The following is a 17,415-nucleotide window of genomic DNA, read 5'->3' as shown; positions in this document are numbered from 1 at the left end:
AGCTGGAGGTCGCACGATGACGAGGAGGGGACCCACGGGCCAGCCCACCCTGGAGGAGGTCGCCGCACTCGCGGGCGTCGGCCGGGGCACGGTGTCCCGCGTCGTCAACAACTCGCCGCGGGTGAAGGACACCACCAGACATCTGGTCGAGCAGGCGATCGCCGAGCTCGGCTACGTACCCAACCGGGCCGCCCGCGCGCTGGCGGGCAGCCGTACGGACGCCGTGGCGCTGGTGATACCCGAGACCGGGAAACGGTTCTTCGCCGAGCCGTACTTCTCCGAGATCGTCCACGGTGTGGGCGACGGCCTCGCCGGTACGGAGCTGCAACTGCTGCTCACCCTGGTCCGCACCGAGGACGAGCGGCAGCGCTTCCTCGACTACGCGCGCGCCCGCCGGATCGACGGCGTCCTGCTGGTCTCGCTGCACAGCAGCGATCCACTGCCCGATCTGCTGGCCGGGATGGGGATGCCGACGGTCCTCTCAGGACGCAGGTCCGGCGAGGAGTCCATGTCCTACGTCGACTCCGACAACGCCGGCGGCGCCCGGGCGGCGGTGCGCCATCTGGCGGCCTCCGGACGGAGCCGTATCGCCACCATCACCGGCCCCCTGGACATGTACGCGGCGCAGTGCCGGCTGCGCGGGTACGAGGAGGCGGTACGGGAGGCCGACGGCGGACCCGGCACCGGCCGGATCGCGCACGGCGACTTCACGGAGGAGAGCGGGCGGCGCGCGATGGCGGAGCTGCTGGAGCGGTGTCCCGGGGTCGACGCGGTCTTCGCGGCCTCCGACGTGATGGCGGCGGGCGCCCTGCACACGCTGCGCGCGGCCGGGCGCCGGGTCCCGGAGGACGTGGCCGTGGTGGGGTTCGACGACTCCCCGATCGCCCGGCACACCGATCCGCCGCTGACCTCGGTGCGCCAGCCCGTGGAGGAGATGGGGCGCACGATGGCCGGGGCGCTGCGGGAGATGCTCCACGCCCCGGCGGCGGAGCGGCGGCAGGTGGTACTGCGAACGGAACTGGTGCGGCGCGGCTCGGGGTGATCCGGACCGGGGGGAACCGGGCCGAGTTGAGACCGGGGTGATCCGGGCCGAGTTGATCCGGGCCGGGGTGGTCCGGCCGGGGCGATCCGGGCCGGGGGGGGGTGTGACGCCGTGCGGCGGAGCCTCAGGCGACCGACCCGATCCGGCCCGTCGGGGTCCCCGCCGGGGTCAGGGGCCCCTCGTGGTGGATGGGGGTGTGCGCACCTCTCAGCGGTACGCCGCTGCCGCCCCGCCGGGACGCGACGATCTCCGCCGCGATCGACAGCGCGGTCTCCTCGGGCGTACGGGCACCGAGGTCCAGCCCGATCGGCGAGTGCAGCCTGGCCAGCTCCAGCTCCGTGACGCCGGTCCGCCGCAGCCGTCTGTCGCGGTCCTCGTGGGTGCGCCGGGATCCCATCGCGCCGACGAAGGCCACGGGGAGCCGGAGCGCCAGTTGCAGGAGCGGCACGTCGAACTTGGCGTCGTGGGTGAGCACGCAGAGCACGGTGCGGCCGTCGGTCTCCGTCGACCCCAGATAGCGGTGCGGCCAGTCGACGACGATCTCGTCGGCGTCCGGGAAGCGCGCCGCCGTGGCGAAGACGGGCCGCGCGTCGCACACCGTCACGTGGTAGCCGAGGAACTTACCGGCCCTGACCAGTGCGGACGCGAAGTCGACGGCACCGAAGACGATCATGCGCGGGGGCGGGACGCTGGACTCGACCAGGAGGGTCAGCGGCCGGCCGCAGCGCGAGCCCCGCTCGCCGATGACGACCGTGCCGGTGCGTCCGGCGTCCAGCATCGCCAGGGCCTCGCCCGCCGCCGTACGGTCCAGCTCCGGATGTCCGCCGAGGGTGCCTTCGTACGATCCGCCAGGGCGTACGAGCAGCGCCCGGCCGCGCAGTTCGTCCGGTCCTTCGCTGACGCGCACGAGCGCCGCCGTCCCGCCCTGGGCGGCCTCGGCCAGCGCGGCGGCGAACACCGGCCGGACGGGTGCGCCCGCGTGGACCGGGGTCACCAGGATGTCGATGATCCCGCCGCAGGTCAGCCCCACGGCGAAGGCGTCCTCGTCGCTGTAGCCGAAGCGCTCCAGGACGGTGTCGCCGTCCTGGAGGGCCTGTCGGCACAGCTCGTAGACGGCCCCCTCCACGCAGCCGCCGGAGACCGAGCCGATCGCCGCGCCGTCGCCGCCGACGGCGAGCGCGGCCCCGGGGCGGCGGGGGGCGCTGCCGCTGACCGCCACGATCGTGGCGACCGCGAAGTCACGTCCCTGCTCGACCCACCGGTTCAGCTCTTCGGCGATGTCCAGCATCTCGGTCTCCTCGGGGTCTCGCCGAGCGGGGATTGCGGGGGACGGTGTCGGGTCCGGGCTTCAGGCGCCGGCGTCAGGCGCCGGTGCGGGCGCGTGCCGGTCTCAGGTGCCGGTGAGGTGTTCGGGGCGTACCGGCGTCCGGTTCAGAGCGAGGCCCGTCGCGTTCCTGATGGCCGCGAGGACGGCGGGGGTGGACGACAGGGTCGGCGCCTCGCCGACGCCGCGCAGACCGTACGGCGCGTGGTGATCGGCCAGTTCGAGCATGTCGACGGGGATGGCCGGGGTGTCGAGGATCGTGGGGATCAGATAGTCCGTGAAGGACGGGTTGCGCACCTTGGCGGTCCTCGGGTCCACGATGATCTCCTCCATGACCGCCATGCCCAGGCCCTGGGTGGTGCCGCCCTGGATCTGGCCGACGACGGACAGCGGGTTGAGCGCCTTGCCGACGTCCTGGGCGACGGCCAGTTCGATGACCTTGACCAGACCGAGCTCCGTATCGACCTCGACGACCGCCCGGTGCGCGGCGAAGGAGTACTGGACATGGCCGTTGCCCTGTCCCGTACGGAGGTCGAACGCCTGGGTCGGGCGGTGGCGCCACTCCAGCTCCAGATCGACCGCCTCGTTTTCCAGCACGTCCGCCAGCCCGGCGAGGACCTCGCCCCCGTCGGTGACGACCTTGCCGTCCTCCAGCAGCAGTTCGGCGGTGGCCCAGGCCGGGTGGTAGGTGCCGAATTTGCGGCGCCCCATCTCCAGGACCTTGTCCCGGACGTTCTCGCAGGCGTGCTTGACCGCGCCGCCCGTGACGTACGTCTGGCGGGAGGCGGACGTGGAACCCGCCGAGCCGACCTGGGTGTTCGCCGGCTGGATGGTGACCTGCGCGACGCCGAGTTCGGTACGGGCGATCTGCGCGTGGACGGTGACCCCGCCCTGGCCGACCTCGGCCATCGCGGTGTGCACGGTGGCCACCGGTTCGCCCCCGATCACTTCGAGGCGTACCCGCGCGGTGGAGTAGTCGTCGAAGCCCTCGGAGAAGCCGACGTTCTTGATGCCGACCGCGTAACCGACGCCCCGGACGACCCCCTCGCCGTGCGTCGTGTTGGACAGGCCGCCGGGCAGCGCCCGTACGTCCGCCGCCTCGCCGGCGGTGAGCCAATGCCGTTCGGGCGGGAGCGGCCTGGCCTTGACGCGGCGCAGCAGTTCGGCGACCGGGGCCGGGGAGTCGACCCGCTGCCCGGTCGGCATGAGCGTGCCCTGTTCCATGGCGTTGAGCCGGCGGAACTCCACCGGGTCCAGGCCGAGTTCCGCCGCCAGCTTGTCCATCTGCGCCTCGTACGCGAAACACGCCTGGACCGCGCCGAAGCCGCGCATGGCCCCGCAGGGCGGGTTGTTGGTGTAGAGCGCGATCGCCTCGATGTCGACGTCCTCGATGACGTACGGGCCGGCGGAGAGGGACGCGGCGTTCCCGACGACGGCCGGGGAGGAGGAGGCGTACGCGCCGCCGTCCAGCACGATCCGGCAGCGCATGTGGGTGAGTTTGCCGTCGCGCGTCGCACCGTGCTCGTACCAGAGCTTCGCCGGGTGCCGGTGGACATGGCCGAAGAAGGATTCGAACCGGTTGTAGACCATCTTGACCGGCTTGCCGGTGCGCAGTGCGAGCAGGCAGGCATGGATCTGCATCGACAGGTCCTCGCGACCGCCGAAGGCCCCGCCGACGCCGGAGAGCGTCATCCGGACCTTCTCCTCGGGCAGGCCGAGCACGGGCGCGATCTGTCCGAGGTCGGAGTGGAGCCACTGGGTGGCGATGTACAGATCGACGCCGCCGTCCTCGCCGGGCACCGCGAGACCGGACTCGGGGCCGAGGAACGCCTGGTCCTGCATGCCGAAGACGTACTCGCCCGAGACGGTCACCTCGGCGCGCAGCGCGGCCCGGCCGGCGTCGCCCCGGACGATCGGCTGCCGGTGCACGATGTTCGGGTGCGGGACATGGCCCATGTAGTGGTCGTCGCGGCCCTCGTGGACCAGTGGGGCGCCCGGGGCGGTCGCCGACGCCTCGTCGGTGACGACGGGCAGCTCGGCGTAGTCGACGCGGATCTTGGCGGCGGCGCGGCGCGCGGTCTCCGGGTGGTCGGCGGCGACGAGGGCCACCGGCTCGCCGTGGTGGCGGACCTTGCCGTGGGCGAGGACCGGGGTGTCCTTGATCTCCAGGCCGTACGTCGTCACGTCGGTGGGGAGGTCGTCGTACGTCAGCACGGCGTACACGCCGGGTGTCGCGAGGGCCTCGGCGGTGTCGATGGAACGGATCCCGGCGTGCGCCGCGGTGGAGCGCAGGGTGTGCCCCCACAGCATGTCCTCGTGCCACATGTCCGAGGAGTACGCGAACTCGCCGGTGACCTTCAGGGTGCCGTCGGGGCGGAGCGTCGACTCGCCGACGCCGCCCCTGGTCCTGGCGCCCTGGGTGAGGCTGCTGGGGGTTCCGGTGGTGGCCACGGGGTCAGACCGCCTCTTCCTGACGGGCGGCCGCGAGGCGGACCGCGTCGAGGATCTTCTCGTAACCGGTGCAGCGGCAGAGGTTGCCGGAGAGCGCCTCGCGGATGTCCGCGTCGGTCGGGGAGGGGTGGCGCTCCAGCATCTCGTCGGCGGCGACCAGCAGGCCAGGGGTGCAGAAGCCGCACTGCACGGCGCCGGCGTCGATGAACGCCTGCTGGATCGGGGACAGTTCGCCGGCGTCGGCGGGCTCGCCGGTACCGCCAGGCGCGCCGGTACCGCCGCCGGGTGTGGCGGTACCGACGCCGGGTGTGGCGGTCGCCGGGTCCGCCTCGATCCCGCGCGCGTCGGCGCGCTGCCTGGCGTACTGGGCCAGCCCCTCGACGGTGACGACCTCGCGCCCCTCGACCTGGCCGGCCGCGACCAGGCAGGAACAGACCGGGACGCCGTCGAGCCGTACCGTGCAGGAACCGCATTCGCCCTGCTCACAGGCGTTCTTGGAGCCCGGAAGGCCCAGCCGCTCGCGCAGGACGTAGAGCAGGCTCTCGCCCTCCCACACGTCGTCGGCCCGGTACTCGCGTCCGTTGACCGTGAAATTCACCCGCATGGTTACGCCACTCCTTCCAGGGCGCGGCCGTCGCCGCGGTACTGCTCCCAGGTCCAGCCGAGCTGGCGGCGGGCCATGATGCCCACCGCGTGGCGGCGGTACGCCGCGGTACCGCGCACATCGTCGATGGGGTTGCAGGCGGCCGAGACGAGATCGGCGAACTGCTTCACGACCGACGGGGGGATGCTTTTCCCGTTCTCCCAGAATCCCCCCTCGTCGAGCGCCGCGTTCAGGAACGCCTCCGCGTCACGCGCCCGGACGGGGGTGGGGGCGGCCGAGCCGATGCCGGTCCGCACCGTGCGGGTCTCCGGGTGCAGGGCCAGACCGAAGGCGCACACCGCGATGACCATCGCGTTGCGGGTGCCGACCTTCGAGTACTGCTGCGGGCCGCTCGCCTTCTTGATGTGCACCGTCTTGATCAGTTCGTCGGCGGCGAGCGCGTTGCGCTTCACACCCGTGTAGAACGCGTCGATCGGGATGCGCCGCGTACCGCGCACCGACTCGGCCTCCACCTCGGCGCCCGCCGCGAGCAGCGCCGGGTGCGCGTCCCCGGCCGGGGACGCGGTGCCGAGGTTGCCGCCGACCCCGCCCCGATTGCGGATCTGCGGCGAGGCGACGGTGTGGGAGGCGAGCGCGAGGCCGGGCAGCGGTGTCCTGAGGTGCTCCATGATGTGGGTGTACGGGACGCAGGCGCCGAGCTCGACGTTCTCGTCGCCGACCGCCCACGCGCGCAGCTCCCCGATCCGGTTCAGGTCGAGCAGGTACCCCGGTCTCCGGTGATCGAAATTGATCTCGACCATGACGTCCGTGCCCCCCGCGATGGGCACGGCGGTGGGGTGCTCGGCCTTGGCGGCGAGCGCCTCCTCCCAGCTGGCGGGGCGGAGGAAATCCATGAGCGGCTCTCTTCCCGGTCGTCCTGACAGACGCTCTGCGCACACACTGTCGCCACCAGTACACAGGGCGCGGGACGGTCAGGCGCAGTCACACAAACCATGAAGGAGTTCGCCGGGCGCCTTTCCGGTCTTGTAGATTCGAACGAAAGACGAGGCTCGGTAACCGAAGGGTTTTCCTCCCGAAACACTCAGCGCCGAAACTCTCGGTCCTCGGACAGGGCCCACGACACGACGAGAAAGATCGGCGGCGACCCGGATGCGGCTGCGCGCACTGCTGGAAACCCAAGCGCTGGGCCTGCGGCTGCTCGGTGGCGAGGACGAGCTGGACCGGAGCGTCCGCGGGGTGATGACCACCGATCTGCGCGACCCGAGCCGCTATCTCTCGGGCGGCGAGCTGGTCCTCACCGGCCTCGCCTGGCGGCGCTCCGCCGAGGACACCGAGCCGTTCGTACGGACGCTCGCGATCGCCGGCGTCGCGGGGCTCGCGGCGGGCGAGGCGGAGCTGGGCGACATCCCGGACGAGCTGGTCGCGGCGTGCGCGCTGCACCGGCTGCCGCTGTTCGCGGTGGACGAGGACGTGGCGTTCGCGACGATCACCGAGCATGTGGTCCGGCAGGTGTCCGGGGAGCGTGCCGGGGACCTGGCCGCGGTCGTCGAACGGCACCGCAGGCTGATGACCTCGGGCCCGGCGGGCGGCGGCCCCGACGTGGTCCTGGACCTGCTCGGCTCCGATCTCGACCTGCGGGCCTGGGTCCTCTCCCCAACCGGCCGGCAGATCGCGGGCGCGGGCGATGCGCTGCCCGTGGCGCGGGCCGCCGCGCTCGCGGGCGAGCATCTGGCGGCCACCCGCACCGGCCGCCGGGGTCCGCACCGGGTGCGTGTCGAGGGGACGGCCTACTCGCTCTTCCCCGTCCACGCGCGCGGCGCCGCCGGCGCCGACGTCGGACGGGAGGGCGTCCTGACGGACTGGCTGCTGGCGGTCGAGGCGGACGCGGGCGACTGGCCGGCGGCCCGGCTCGATCTGCTCCAGGGCGTCACGCAGCTGATCGCGGTGGAACGGGACCGGCGGGACACCGCGCGTACGGTACGGCGCCGGCTAGCCCAGGAGGTCCTCGAACTGCTCCAGACGGACGCCGTGCCCGCCGACATCGCGGCGCGCCTGCGGGTGGCGGCTCCGATACTGCTGCCCGGGGTGGAGCCGGAGCCGTACTGGCAGGTCGTGGTGGCCCAGGTGGAGTGGGCGGGGGACGGCTCGGGCCCGGCCGTCGAGGGCGGTCCGGTGGCGCAGTCGCTGCTGGAGGAGATCCTGGTGGACCCGGCGGCGGAGGGGGCGGATTCCACCGACCGGATCGCGGTAGCCCATACGGGTGATGAGGCGATCGCGCTGGTGCCGCTGACGGCGGTGCGTGCGGTGGCGGCGGTGGCTGACGAGCCGGTCGCCGCCGAGCCGGATGGGGGCACGGGTTCGGGGCCGGGCGGGCCGGCTGCCCAGACCGATCCGGGCGCGGTCGCCGAATCCCTTCCCGGCCAGGAGAGGAAGCCCGCGGAACCGGCCCCCGGCCCCGGCCTGCGGGCGGACGCGCTGCTGGACGCCGTACGGGCACCGCTGTCCTCCGGTCTCGCGGACGACGGACGGCTGACGCTGGGCTTCAGCGCGCCGGTGCACTCGGCGGAGGGCCTGCGTGGCGCCCTGGAGGAAGCCCGCCATGCCCGGCGTGTGGCGGCGGCCCGTCCGGGCAGCGTCAGCGCGGCGGGCCACCATGAGCTGGCCTCGCACGTGCTGCTGCTGCCGTTCGTCCCCGACGACGTACGCCGCGCCTTCACGGCCAGGCTGCTGGACCCGCTGAGGGAGTACGACCGCCGCCACCGCGCGGAGCTGATCCCCACGCTGGAGGCGTTTCTGGACTGCGACGGCTCCTGGACGCGGTGCGCGGCCCGGCTGCACCTGCATGTGAACACCTTGCGTTACCGCGTGGGCAGGATCGAGCAGCTGACGGATCGTGACCTGTCGCGTCTGGAGGACAAGCTGGATTTCTTCCTGGCGCTCCGGATGAGCTGACGTGTGCGGGGCCGTCCCGGGAAGGCGCGCGGCCGACCGCCCACGGGCCGGGCGTCCGCCGCACGACAGCCGCCCGACAGCCTGCCGCCGTGGACCACGGTTGACCGCCGTCACCCGGGCGGGTCCCGAACCGCCCGGGTGCGCTCCTCCTCCCCCGGTACCCCAGGTGAGGGCCCTGCCCAGTGGTTCCCTGGCCCTCAGGTGAAACGACCGTGACGCGGAGGTGATTGTGAAAACTTTCACCTGCCTACTGGCCCGGCATCCCGATCCATGCTGAGATGCGTCTCACACTCAACAGCACAACGGCGCGCTCGGGGAGGGCAATGTGGCGTATACCGCCATGTCTGGTTCCGGAACCACTGCCGGTGACGACCCTCTCCAGACCGCGGTATGGCGGCTGCGCTCGCGCGGCTGCTGGACCGACGCGGCGGCGCTGCTCGCACCGCACGCCGGCGCCGCGGCCCCGGCGCTCCAGCGCGCCTCCCTCCTCGTGGAGCGCTGCCTGTTCACCGGCGGCGGCTGGCCGGACGCCGAGGACGCCCTGCGCGTCGCGGAGGCCATGGCCCGCGAGGACGACGAACGCGGCGCCGCCGCCTGCGAACGCGGTCACCTCGCCTACGCCTCCACCGTTCTCGGCGTACGCGACCGGGCGGACGAGGCGCGCGCCGCCCTCGGCCGGGCGGCCGCCCTCCTCGACCCCACCACCGCCGGCCGCGCGCTGCTCGACTTCCGGCGCGGGCTGATCGCCGAGCATCTCTCCGGCTCGCCGCAGTCCGCCCGTGCGGCGTACCGCCGGGCGCACGCCGCGGCGGCGGCGCACGGCGAAAGTCTGCTGCTCTCCTTCACCTGGCGCCATCTCGCCGGACTCGCCCTGCGGGAGGGCGAGTTGGCGGAGGCCAAACACGGCTTCGGCGAATCCCTGCGGATCCGTGAGGAGCTGGGATACCTGGTCGGTACGGCCCCGGCGCTCGCCGCCCTCGCGGACACCGAGACCGAGCCGGAGGCGACCCGCCTGCGCGAGGAGGCCGGGCGGCTGTTCCGTCTGCTCGGCGGCGTACCGACCTGGCTGGCGCCCCAACTCGCCCCCGAGGGCGCGGTCTGACGTCCCCTCTTCTTCGAGGCCGTCAGGTCACCAGGTCCTGGTCACCTCGTCGCACACGTTCTTTGGCGCCCGGTACCGGGAAGTCCGCCAGGTCCGCGGCGAACAGTGGGTGGATGAGGCCGTCGCCCTTCGGGCAGGCGCCGTCGCCGATCCGGGCCGTTCGGATCGGCTCGGACCGGGCGCGACCATGACGGTGGCGGGTCCGACCTGTCACCAGCCACCGCGAGCACCTCCCCGCGCCGCGCTGATCGGGGGCTTCGATCGCGCGTCGCCGTACGAATCACCCCTCCCGGCGCCCTGACTTCCCGCTTTCACCGCGCCTCCTTTGAACCTCCCTTCATGGAAGGGGCGTTGAAGAATGAAAAGAGTTTTCCGAAGATCGAATGCCGGGATCGGCGCGGCCGATGCGGCGACGGCCCCCGCATCGGCTTTCAGATCAACTCTGTGAAGAACGTGTATCGGTGCGGTCACCTTCGGGGTGGGACAGCTCACGCGGCCCCCACCGGACCCCGGCCGCACGGGTCCGTCACGCTCCGGCATCGGCGGAATAAAAGGTTCACCAAACCCTAAATACTCCCATTCCCCCACCCCTCGGGGGTGTTTCGATGACCCGCCAATGGCCTCCAACAACCCCAAAGAGGGACGCTCGCTGAATTTCCGTCAGAAGCCAGAAACGGAACAGAACGGCACGGACTTCACTCCATCGGGTGATGATAAGATCGCCACGCTTGCCAAGCAGCGGGAAACCCGCTAGGGCAAAAAGGAAAGTCAGCGCATCGGCCCAGAATTCCGCCACCCCGGGGAGAACTATGCCTTTAGCCGGGCCTTTGCAGGCATTCCGGCAGGCGAGCACGCGCGGCCGATTCGCATGTCTGTGACAGCGAACGCAACCGAACGCACCCTCCAGACATTCAGCACCTGGTGGCCCAGCCGTCCGAAGAGAGCCTTATGACGCAATACTTCCAGGATCCAGCGGTTTGGGGTTTGATCGCTGGCACGCCTGTCGCCGCAGCCGCGATTGTCCGCGGTAGAAAATCCATCGCCGAGATACGGAAGGAGAAGGAGGAACTCAAGGCTCACTACGCCAACCTGGAGAGCCACTACGCCGAGGCCGTCGAAGAGGCCAAGGAGCGGGCGGAAGAGTCGACGAAGAACGCTCTGAAAGCGGCCATGCGGACGCTTCAGGGCCTCGCCAGCGAACAGCAGCTGGCCATCTCCAAAATTCAGGACAAGTACGGAGAACTCCAGATTCTCCAGGACCTCCTGGACATCGACCACATGAATTCGCAGTTCGCGCGTCGCGCCCAGTCCATCGCCGTACTCTGCGACGGATGGCTCGGCCGGCAGCGTACGGCGGCCTCGCTCTACGACGTGGTCCGCAGCGCGAAGGGCCGTATCCGCCACTTCACGCGCGTCGAGATCCGCGCCCAGAGCAATTACGCCATCGTCAGCCGCGCCGTCGAACCGGTCGCGCTCACGCTCGCCGAATTGCTGGACAACGCCACCAGTTATTCGGCGCCCGAGACGATGATCGAGATCAATATCCGGCCCGTGCCCAAGGGCGTGTGCATCATCGTCGATGACGCCGGTGTCGGTATGAACGAAGAAGAGAAGAACAGGGCCGCGAAGCTCCTTTCGAGTGAGCGTTCGCCGGGCGTCTCGGGTCTCGGCAATCCGCCGCAGTTCGGATTCACCGTGATCGGCGTGCTCGCCGCCCGCTACGGATTCAGCGTGTCGGTTGATTCCACGTCACCCTACGGCGGTGTGCGTGCGGTCGTACTCCTTCCCGACGACCTCCTGACATCCATGCCCGAGCCCGCACCCGAGCCCGAGGAGAAAACCGCCGTGGCCGCGTCCTCCCCGATGCCGCCCGAAGAGAACGCGGCGGCTCCCTCGACCACGTTCGGCGGTCTGCCGAAGCGTCGTCGCCGGGGCGCGATGTCGATCGTGCCGACCGACGAGAACACGGAGGCCCCGGCTCGTTCCAGCGAGCAGGCCGCCTCCGTCATGGGTGCGTTCCAGCGGGGTACTCAATCGGGGCGTCGTTCCCACCACGCCAGCAGTGAAGGGCATGAGACTCAGTGAATTACGATCTGTCATGGATGCTTGACAGTGCTCTGGAAGTGCCCGAAGCACGCCACGCGATCCTCGTCTCCGCCGACGGCCTGCTCATGGCCCGCTCGAAGGATGTCGGCAAGGACCACGCCGACACCGTCGCCGCCGCGATGAGCGGAATGCAGTCGCTGAGCCGTACGGTGGCCGACTTCTGCGGCAGCCCGGGCAGCCGCCCGCAGTGGCGTCAGACCCTGGTCGAGTTCGACCACGGATGGGTCTTCCTCATCTCCGCCGGCGAAGGTGCCTACCTCGCCGTCTCGGCCTCCCCCGACGTCGACATGGCGGAGATCACCTTCCGTATGCAGCAGCTCGTCGGCCAGCTCGGCAAGGCCTTGACCAGCCCGCCCCGCGAGAATGCCGACACCTCGGTATGACGACATCGGATGAGCCGGAGCTGGAGACGGCGCCCTTAGTGCGTCCGTACGTCATCACCAACGGGCGCAGCCTGCTGGATGACAACGATTTCACACTGATCACGCTGGTCACGGCGTCGCCGGAGGCACCCGGGACGGGGCAGCTCGATCCCGAGAAGCGCCGTCTCCTGGAGCTGTGTTCGGGCGGCTACCTCTCGGTCGCCGAGATAGCCGGTCACACCGAGCTGCCCGTGGGCATCGTCAAGATTCTGCTGTCCGACCTCACGGAGCAGGGATACGTGGTGACACGCGCACCCATACCCGCCGCGAAGCTCGTCGACAGAAACATCCTCGAGGAGGTGCTGCATGGCCTTCAGGCCCGCTTCGGATAACGGCGTCTATGTCCGCGACTCGGTGCGAACCGCTGCGAAGATCCTCGTGGTCGGCCACTTCGCCGTGGGCAAGACGACGTTCATCGGGACCATGTCCGAGATCCCGCCGCTGCGCACCGAAGAGGTGATGACGCAGGCGGGCGAGGGCATCGACGACCTGAAGGGCGCTCCCGGCAAGAAGACGACGACGGTGGCCATGGACTTCGGCCGCCTCACCCTCAGCGAGCAGCTGGTCCTGTACCTCTTCGGGACACCCGGCCAGCAGCGGTTCGTCTCGGTGTGGGAGGACATGACCCGCGGAGCGCTGGGCGCACTCGTGCTGGTCGACCCCCAGCGCCTGGAGGAGTCCTTCCCCGTGATGGACCTGGTGGAGCACTACGGGATCCCCTACGCCATCGCGGTGAACCAGTTCGACGGGACACCGGGCCACTCGCTCGACGAGATACGGGAGGCGCTGGACCTGCTCCCCGAGACCCCGGTCGTCAGCTGCGACGCGCGTGACCAGCGGTCGTCGGCGAACTCACTCATCGCACTGGTCCGTTATCTACAGTCGCGCCTCAACTAGGAGTTCAGGCATGCAATCCCAACCGGAATTTCAGTCTCCGCCGCCGGTCAGCCCGGCGCACCGGAGCGACAAGGGCGTTCCCCTTTACGGCGCCGAATTCGCCGCCGCCCCCGACGCCTTCTACGAGCACCTTCGGCAGTACGGTCCCGCCGCGCCCGTCGAGCTGGCGCCCGGCGTCGACGCCGCGCTCGTCACGGACTACGCGGCGGCGCTCCATGTGCTCCAGAACCCGGACGCCTTCGCGCGCGACTCGCGCCGCTGGCGGGCGCTGAGTGAGGGCCGGGTGCCCGAGGACAGCCCCGTGCTGCCCATGATGATGTACCGGCCGAACTCCATGTTCTCCGACGGGGCGGAGCACCTGAGGCTGCGCCAGGCGGTGACGGAGAGCCTGGCCCGGGTCGACACCCACCGGCTCAGCCGGCACGTGGAGCGGGTCTCCTCGTACCTGATCAGCCAGTTCAGCAACCGGGGCAAGGTCGACCTGGTCACCGACTACGCGCAGTTGGTGCCGCTGCTGGTCTTCAACGATCTCTTCGGCTGCCCGGCGGAGATCGGGGACCGGCTGGTCTTCGGTATCTCCAGCCTGTTCGACGGTGTCGACGCGGAGAAGGCCAACGAGGTCCTGACCGAGGCCCTGCTGGAACTGCTCGCGCTGAAGCGTGCCAAGCCCGGCGACGACATCACGTCGTGGCTGATGCAGCACGAGGCCCGGCTGTCCGACGAAGAGATGATCCATCAGCTGGTGCTGCTCATCGGGGCGGGCACGGAGCCGATGCAGAACGTCATCGCGAACTCGCTGCGGGTGCTGCTGTCCGACGAGAAGTACGCGGGCGGTCAGTACGCGGCCGGTCTGCTGGTCGAGGACGCCATCAACGACGTGCTGTGGAACAGCCCGCCGATCGCCAACTACGCCGTGCACTATCCCCTGTACGACGTCGATCTCTCCGGGGCCAAGCTGGACGCCGGCGATCCGGTGCTCATCAGCTTCGCGGCGGCGAACACCGACCCGAGTCTGTCGGCGAGCCGTCAGACGCTCAGCAAGCGGGCCCACCTGGCCTGGGGCGCGGGTCCGCACGCCTGCCCGGCCAAGGATCCCGCTCTGCTGATCTCCGTGCTGGCCATCGAGAAGCTCCTCAACACCCTGCCGGACATCGAGCTGGGTGTGGCCGCCGACAGTCTGACCTGGCGGCCGGGTCCGTTCCACCGTGCGCTCAACGCGCTGCCGGCCCGCTTTACCCCGGTACGCAAAGAAAGCCGGCCCGCCGGCGCCGCTTATGCGACGAGTGGCCGTACCACCGGATATCCCCCGGTTCAGGAACATCAGGGCAGGCCGGGGAAGGGTAGCTGGTGGAGTGGCTTCCTGACCTGGTGGAAGGTGTGACCTTCGCAACAAACGCGTTTGTTTTCGGATTGTATGAATAGTCTATTTCACGGGTAGGCAAGGGGCGCGAATCTCATGTGATCTCTTGAAAGAAGGAGTCGCTGTGGAGCCGGCCCTGGCTACCCTGTCCGTCGACCGACGCTCTGTCGTTTCACTATTCTCCCGCCTGCGCACGGCGGGCGGGCAGTCCAATCCGCTGCCTTTCTACGCGGAGCTGAGAGCGCTGGGAGACATCTTCCCAGCTCCGTGGGGCGGGCACCTGGTGACCTCCTACACCCTGTGTGACCAGGTCCTGAGGGACAGGTCCTGGCAGGTGCCGGGCAGCGACTGGCGAGCCGGCCAGGACGACTCGGCACGCTGGGGGGCACCCGCTTCCCGTCAAATGGGCGGCACTTTGCCCATGCTCAATCCGCCGGATCACACCCGGATGCGGCGGTCCATGGGCAGTATGTTCGACCGAAAATCCCTGGCCCTGATGAGGGATTCGGTCGACCGTACATCCGAGAGGCTGCTCGACCGTCTCACAGAGGAATTGCGGGACGGCGAGGCCGATTTCAATACACTCGTCTGCGAAGAATTGCCGGTGATTACCATCGGCGAATGGCTCGGCCTTCCGCCGGAGGATTATCCACTGCTGCGGTCGCTCACCCACGACCAGGTATTCACCCAGGAATTGTTTCCCTCCCCGAGTCAGCTCGCGCTGTCCGACAGCGCCACCCACCAGTTGAGGGAGTACTTCACCGCACTGGTACGGGAGCGGCGCAGAGCGCCCGGGGACGATCCGGTCTCGACCTGGATCCGGACCTGGGACGGGCTCGAACCCGATCAGGCCGTCGCCGACGAGGCCGTCTACTCCCTGGCACTCTTCGTGGTCCTGGCCGCGCTGGAGACCACGGCGCACCTGCTGGCCACCATGGTGTGGCTGCTCCTGGAGCATCCCCGCCAACTGGACTGGCTGCGTGGCCATCCCGAGCACATACCGGGGGCGGTCGAGGAGGTACTGCGCTACGACCCGCCGATTCACATGATCAGCCGGATCGCCGGCCAGGACACCGTTCTCGCCGGTACGCACATACGCGAGAACGAGATGGTGCAGCTCATGGTCGGCGCCGCCCATCACGACCCGCGGCAGCACGCCGATCCGGAGATCTTCGACATCCGCCGCAAGGCCGCGCCGCTGAGCTTCGGCGGCGGAATCCACTACTGCCTCGGCGCGCCGCTGGCCCGTCTGGAAGCCACGTCACTGCTGACCGCCCTGCTCAGGCGTCTGCCCGGACTCCGGCTCGTTCATGCGCCCGGATGGGCGCCCCGGGTGGCCTTCCGGCGCCTCACGACGCTCAAGGTCGCCAGGCCCTGACGCACCGGTTCGGCGAGAAGCGGGAGCGAGAAGAAACGAACCGGGAAGCACGGCACAGCACAGAAGGAACAAGGAACCGCATGATGGAAGACTTCAAGGCCCTTCACGTCGCCCGGGAAGGGGCCGTCCTGAAGGTGCTGCTGAACAGCCCCGAGACAGGCAACGCCATCTCCGGGCTGCTGCTCGACGAACTCCTCGCCGTGCTCGGCGCCCTGGACGACGACCCGGGTATCCGGGTACTGGTGCTCTCCGGCGCCGGCGACGACTTCTGTCTGGGCGGGGACCGAAGAGAATTCCCCGATTTACTGGCCACGGATCCCACCGGAGCCGGCCTTCGCGCGCTCGGCAACAAGGCACGACGGGTGTGCGACGCCCTGGCGACCACCGACGCCGTCACCATCGCCCGGCTGCACGGGGGGGTGATCGGGGCCGGTGTGGGACTCGCGGTGTTCTGTGATCTGCGGGTCGGGGCGGACAACTGCCGTTTCCGGCTGCCGGAGCTGGGCCTCGGGGTGCCTCCCGCCTGGGGTGGCATCCTGCCCCGGCTGCTCAACGAGACGGGAGCGGCCAGGATCCGTGAGCTGATACTGACCGCCGACAACTTCGACGCCACGACGGCGGCGGAGCTGTCCATCCTCCACAGGGTCGTCCCGGAGGCAGAACTGGACAACGCGGTCACCCGGTGGACGAAGCCGCTGGTCCGCAGATCGCCCGCCGCACTGCGTACCGCGAAGACGATGCTGAACGCGTACTCGGGCGCCAACCGACTCGCGGACGCCACCCTCTTCGACGCCGAACTGCTGACGTCGGCGGTGGCGGCGGCCGAGGCGGCACGCGCCCGATGAGTCACCGGCCCGGCTGAGGACGGGCTCCCGGTTCGGCGAGGAAGGCACTCGACGGACCGGGACCCGGCCGGACCGGGACCCGGCCGGCCTCGCTCGCGACCGGCCGCGCTCATCGCCGGCCGCGCCCTCAGCCGCCCGCGCCCGTGAAGTGTTCCCGTACCAGCGACCGCACCACCGGCAGGTCCTGGGCGATCAGGGCGTCCAGCAGCGCCGAGTGCTCGGCCGCGTCCGCGACCAGGTCGGCGCGGCGCACGGCCGGGGCACCGGCCGGCGGCCACTGGGAGCGGCGGTGCAGGTCGTCCGCGACCATGACCAGCTGCTCGTTGCCCGCGAGGGAGAGCAGCGCGCGGTGGAAGGCCCGGTCGCGCTCCAGGTAGGCGGGGCGGTCCCCGACGGCCGCGGCCGCGCCCGTCGCGTCCGCCAGGGGACGCAGTTCCGCCCAGCGTTCCGCCGGTACGGAACGGGCCAGGCGCAGCATCACCGGCACCTCCACCAGCGCCCGTACCTCCGCCAGTTCGGCGAGTTCCCGCGCGCTGCGCTCGGTCACCCGGAAGCCACGGTTCGGGACGACCTCGACCGCGCCCTCCAGCGTGAGTTGCTGCATGGCCTCGCGTACGGGGGTGGCGGAGACGCCGAGGCGTTCGCCGAGTGCGGGTGCCGAGTAGACCTCGCCGGGGACGAGGTCGCCGGTGACGAGTGCGTCGCGCAGGGCGGCGAGGACCTGGCCCCGCACGGAATGGCGCCGCACGCTCCGCTGCGCGGGCAACCCGGACGGGTACGGCGACGGCGCGGCGGTCTCGCCCGCTCTGCCCTGCTCCACTCGGGTCCACCTCCGCCGTCCGGTCCGGTCGGTCCGCCGCCTCGCGGGAACCGGACACTGCTGTGCACGATAGGCGGGCGGCGCCGCAGTTCAAACATCGATCACATCGGGT

Annotated in this window: 15 protein-coding genes and 1 pseudogene; 11 read left to right on the top strand and 5 right to left on the bottom strand. The window is 70.6% G+C overall.

Going from position 1 to position 17,415, the window contains the following annotated elements; all coding sequences use genetic code 11:
- The first annotated feature begins 16 nt into the window (after positions 1-16).
- Positions 17-1,042: a LacI family DNA-binding transcriptional regulator gene (locus ACIBAE_RS06775; RefSeq protein WP_399282772.1), complete on the top strand. Its 1,026-nt coding sequence runs from the start codon at positions 17-19 to the stop codon at positions 1,040-1,042.
- Between the two features lie 124 nt (positions 1,043-1,166).
- Here the strand turns inward: ACIBAE_RS06775 and ACIBAE_RS06770 are convergent, their stop codons facing one another.
- The 4 genes from ACIBAE_RS06770 to ACIBAE_RS06755 all read right to left on the bottom strand — a co-directional run bounded on the left by ACIBAE_RS06770 (position 1,167) and on the right by ACIBAE_RS06755 (position 6,314).
- Positions 1,167-2,330: an XdhC family protein gene (locus tag ACIBAE_RS06770; protein WP_399282771.1), complete on the bottom strand. Its 1,164-nt coding sequence runs from the start codon at positions 2,328-2,330 to the stop codon at positions 1,167-1,169.
- Positions 2,331-2,432: 102 nt separating this feature from the next.
- Positions 2,433-4,817 (bottom strand): xanthine dehydrogenase family protein molybdopterin-binding subunit, encoded by a 2,385-nt coding sequence (locus ACIBAE_RS06765; RefSeq protein WP_399282770.1) that lies wholly within the window; start codon positions 4,815-4,817, stop codon positions 2,433-2,435.
- Positions 4,818-4,821: 4 nt separating this feature from the next.
- The gene (locus ACIBAE_RS06760) at positions 4,822-5,421 is read right to left on the bottom strand and encodes a (2Fe-2S)-binding protein (protein ID WP_399282769.1); all 600 of its coding nucleotides are present in this window, start codon (positions 5,419-5,421) and stop codon (positions 4,822-4,824) included.
- A gap of 2 nt (positions 5,422-5,423) precedes the next feature.
- Entirely contained in the window at positions 5,424-6,314 is an 891-nt protein-coding gene (locus ACIBAE_RS06755; RefSeq protein WP_399282768.1) for an FAD binding domain-containing protein, read from the bottom strand.
- 256 nt (positions 6,315-6,570) lie between these two features.
- Between ACIBAE_RS06755 and ACIBAE_RS06750 the strand changes: the two genes are divergently transcribed.
- The 10 genes from ACIBAE_RS06750 (at position 6,571) to ACIBAE_RS06705 (ending at position 16,483) form a co-directional block, all read left to right on the top strand.
- Entirely contained in the window at positions 6,571-8,373 is a 1,803-nt protein-coding gene (locus tag ACIBAE_RS06750; protein ID WP_399282767.1) for a PucR family transcriptional regulator, read from the top strand.
- A gap of 340 nt (positions 8,374-8,713) precedes the next feature.
- Entirely contained in the window at positions 8,714-9,475 is a 762-nt protein-coding gene (locus tag ACIBAE_RS06745) for a hypothetical protein (RefSeq protein WP_399282766.1), read from the top strand.
- Positions 9,476-10,091: 616 nt separating this feature from the next.
- Positions 10,092-10,229: a hypothetical protein gene (locus tag ACIBAE_RS06740; RefSeq protein ID WP_399282765.1), complete on the top strand. Its 138-nt coding sequence runs from the start codon at positions 10,092-10,094 to the stop codon at positions 10,227-10,229.
- Positions 10,230-10,423: 194 nt separating this feature from the next.
- Positions 10,424-11,560: an ATP-binding protein gene (locus ACIBAE_RS06735; RefSeq protein WP_399282764.1), complete on the top strand. Its 1,137-nt coding sequence runs from the start codon at positions 10,424-10,426 to the stop codon at positions 11,558-11,560.
- On the top strand, positions 11,557-11,964 hold the full coding sequence (locus tag ACIBAE_RS06730) for a roadblock/LC7 domain-containing protein (RefSeq protein ID WP_399282763.1): 408 nt from the start codon (positions 11,557-11,559) through the stop codon (positions 11,962-11,964). Before ACIBAE_RS06735 ends, ACIBAE_RS06730 begins: the two co-directional genes overlap by 4 nt.
- On the top strand, positions 11,961-12,335 hold the full coding sequence (locus tag ACIBAE_RS06725) for a DUF742 domain-containing protein (protein WP_399282761.1): 375 nt from the start codon (positions 11,961-11,963) through the stop codon (positions 12,333-12,335). Before ACIBAE_RS06730 ends, ACIBAE_RS06725 begins: the two co-directional genes overlap by 4 nt.
- Entirely contained in the window at positions 12,310-12,900 is a 591-nt protein-coding gene (locus ACIBAE_RS06720) for a GTP-binding protein (RefSeq protein WP_399282760.1), read from the top strand. The genes ACIBAE_RS06725 and ACIBAE_RS06720 overlap by 26 nt, the downstream gene beginning before the upstream one ends.
- Positions 12,901-12,910: 10 nt before the next feature.
- On the top strand, positions 12,911-14,281 hold the full coding sequence (locus ACIBAE_RS06715) for a cytochrome P450 (RefSeq protein ID WP_399282759.1): 1,371 nt from the start codon (positions 12,911-12,913) through the stop codon (positions 14,279-14,281).
- Positions 14,282-14,384: 103 nt separating this feature from the next.
- A complete protein-coding gene (locus ACIBAE_RS06710) occupies positions 14,385-15,638 on the top strand; it encodes a cytochrome P450 (RefSeq protein ID WP_399282758.1) in 1,254 nt (417 codons plus the stop codon).
- 80 nt (positions 15,639-15,718) lie between these two features.
- Positions 15,719-16,483 (top strand): enoyl-CoA hydratase/isomerase family protein, encoded by a 765-nt coding sequence (locus tag ACIBAE_RS06705; protein WP_399282757.1) that lies wholly within the window; start codon positions 15,719-15,721, stop codon positions 16,481-16,483.
- 127 nt (positions 16,484-16,610) lie between these two features.
- On the opposite strand, the pseudogene ACIBAE_RS06700 reads toward ACIBAE_RS06705, so the two are convergent.
- Positions 16,611-17,372, bottom strand: a pseudogene (locus ACIBAE_RS06700) (GntR family transcriptional regulator); the annotation flags it as partial.
- Positions 17,373-17,415: the final 43 nt, after the last annotated feature.

Origin of the sequence: Streptomyces sp. NPDC051569 (assembly GCF_044454085.1) — a bacterium.
Taxonomy (GTDB): Bacteria; Actinomycetota; Actinomycetes; order Streptomycetales; family Streptomycetaceae; genus Streptomyces.
This window is presented reverse-complemented; position numbering and strand designations above follow the sequence as displayed.

What these genes read in the sequence shown, in the direction of transcription:
- ACIBAE_RS06735 (WP_399282764.1), top strand. Translation starts at nt 10,424, where the DNA reads ATGACGCAATACTTCCAGGATCCAGCGGTTTGGGGTTTGATCGCTGGC.
- ACIBAE_RS06760 (WP_399282769.1), bottom strand. Translation starts at nt 5,421, where the DNA reads ATGCGGGTGAATTTCACGGTCAACGGACGCGAGTACCGGGCCGACGAC.
- ACIBAE_RS06705 (WP_399282757.1), top strand. Translation starts at nt 15,719, where the DNA reads ATGATGGAAGACTTCAAGGCCCTTCACGTCGCCCGGGAAGGGGCCGTC.
- ACIBAE_RS06720 (WP_399282760.1), top strand. Translation starts at nt 12,310, where the DNA reads ATGGCCTTCAGGCCCGCTTCGGATAACGGCGTCTATGTCCGCGACTCG.
- ACIBAE_RS06755 (WP_399282768.1), bottom strand. Translation starts at nt 6,314, where the DNA reads ATGGATTTCCTCCGCCCCGCCAGCTGGGAGGAGGCGCTCGCCGCCAAG.
- ACIBAE_RS06750 (WP_399282767.1), top strand. Translation starts at nt 6,571, where the DNA reads ATGCGGCTGCGCGCACTGCTGGAAACCCAAGCGCTGGGCCTGCGGCTG.
- ACIBAE_RS06740 (WP_399282765.1), top strand. Translation starts at nt 10,092, where the DNA reads ATGGCCTCCAACAACCCCAAAGAGGGACGCTCGCTGAATTTCCGTCAG.
- ACIBAE_RS06770 (WP_399282771.1), bottom strand. Translation starts at nt 2,330, where the DNA reads ATGCTGGACATCGCCGAAGAGCTGAACCGGTGGGTCGAGCAGGGACGT.
- ACIBAE_RS06725 (WP_399282761.1), top strand. Translation starts at nt 11,961, where the DNA reads ATGACGACATCGGATGAGCCGGAGCTGGAGACGGCGCCCTTAGTGCGT.
- ACIBAE_RS06715 (WP_399282759.1), top strand. Translation starts at nt 12,911, where the DNA reads ATGCAATCCCAACCGGAATTTCAGTCTCCGCCGCCGGTCAGCCCGGCG.
- ACIBAE_RS06775 (WP_399282772.1), top strand. Translation starts at nt 17, where the DNA reads ATGACGAGGAGGGGACCCACGGGCCAGCCCACCCTGGAGGAGGTCGCC.
- ACIBAE_RS06745 (WP_399282766.1), top strand. Translation starts at nt 8,714, where the DNA reads ATGTCTGGTTCCGGAACCACTGCCGGTGACGACCCTCTCCAGACCGCG.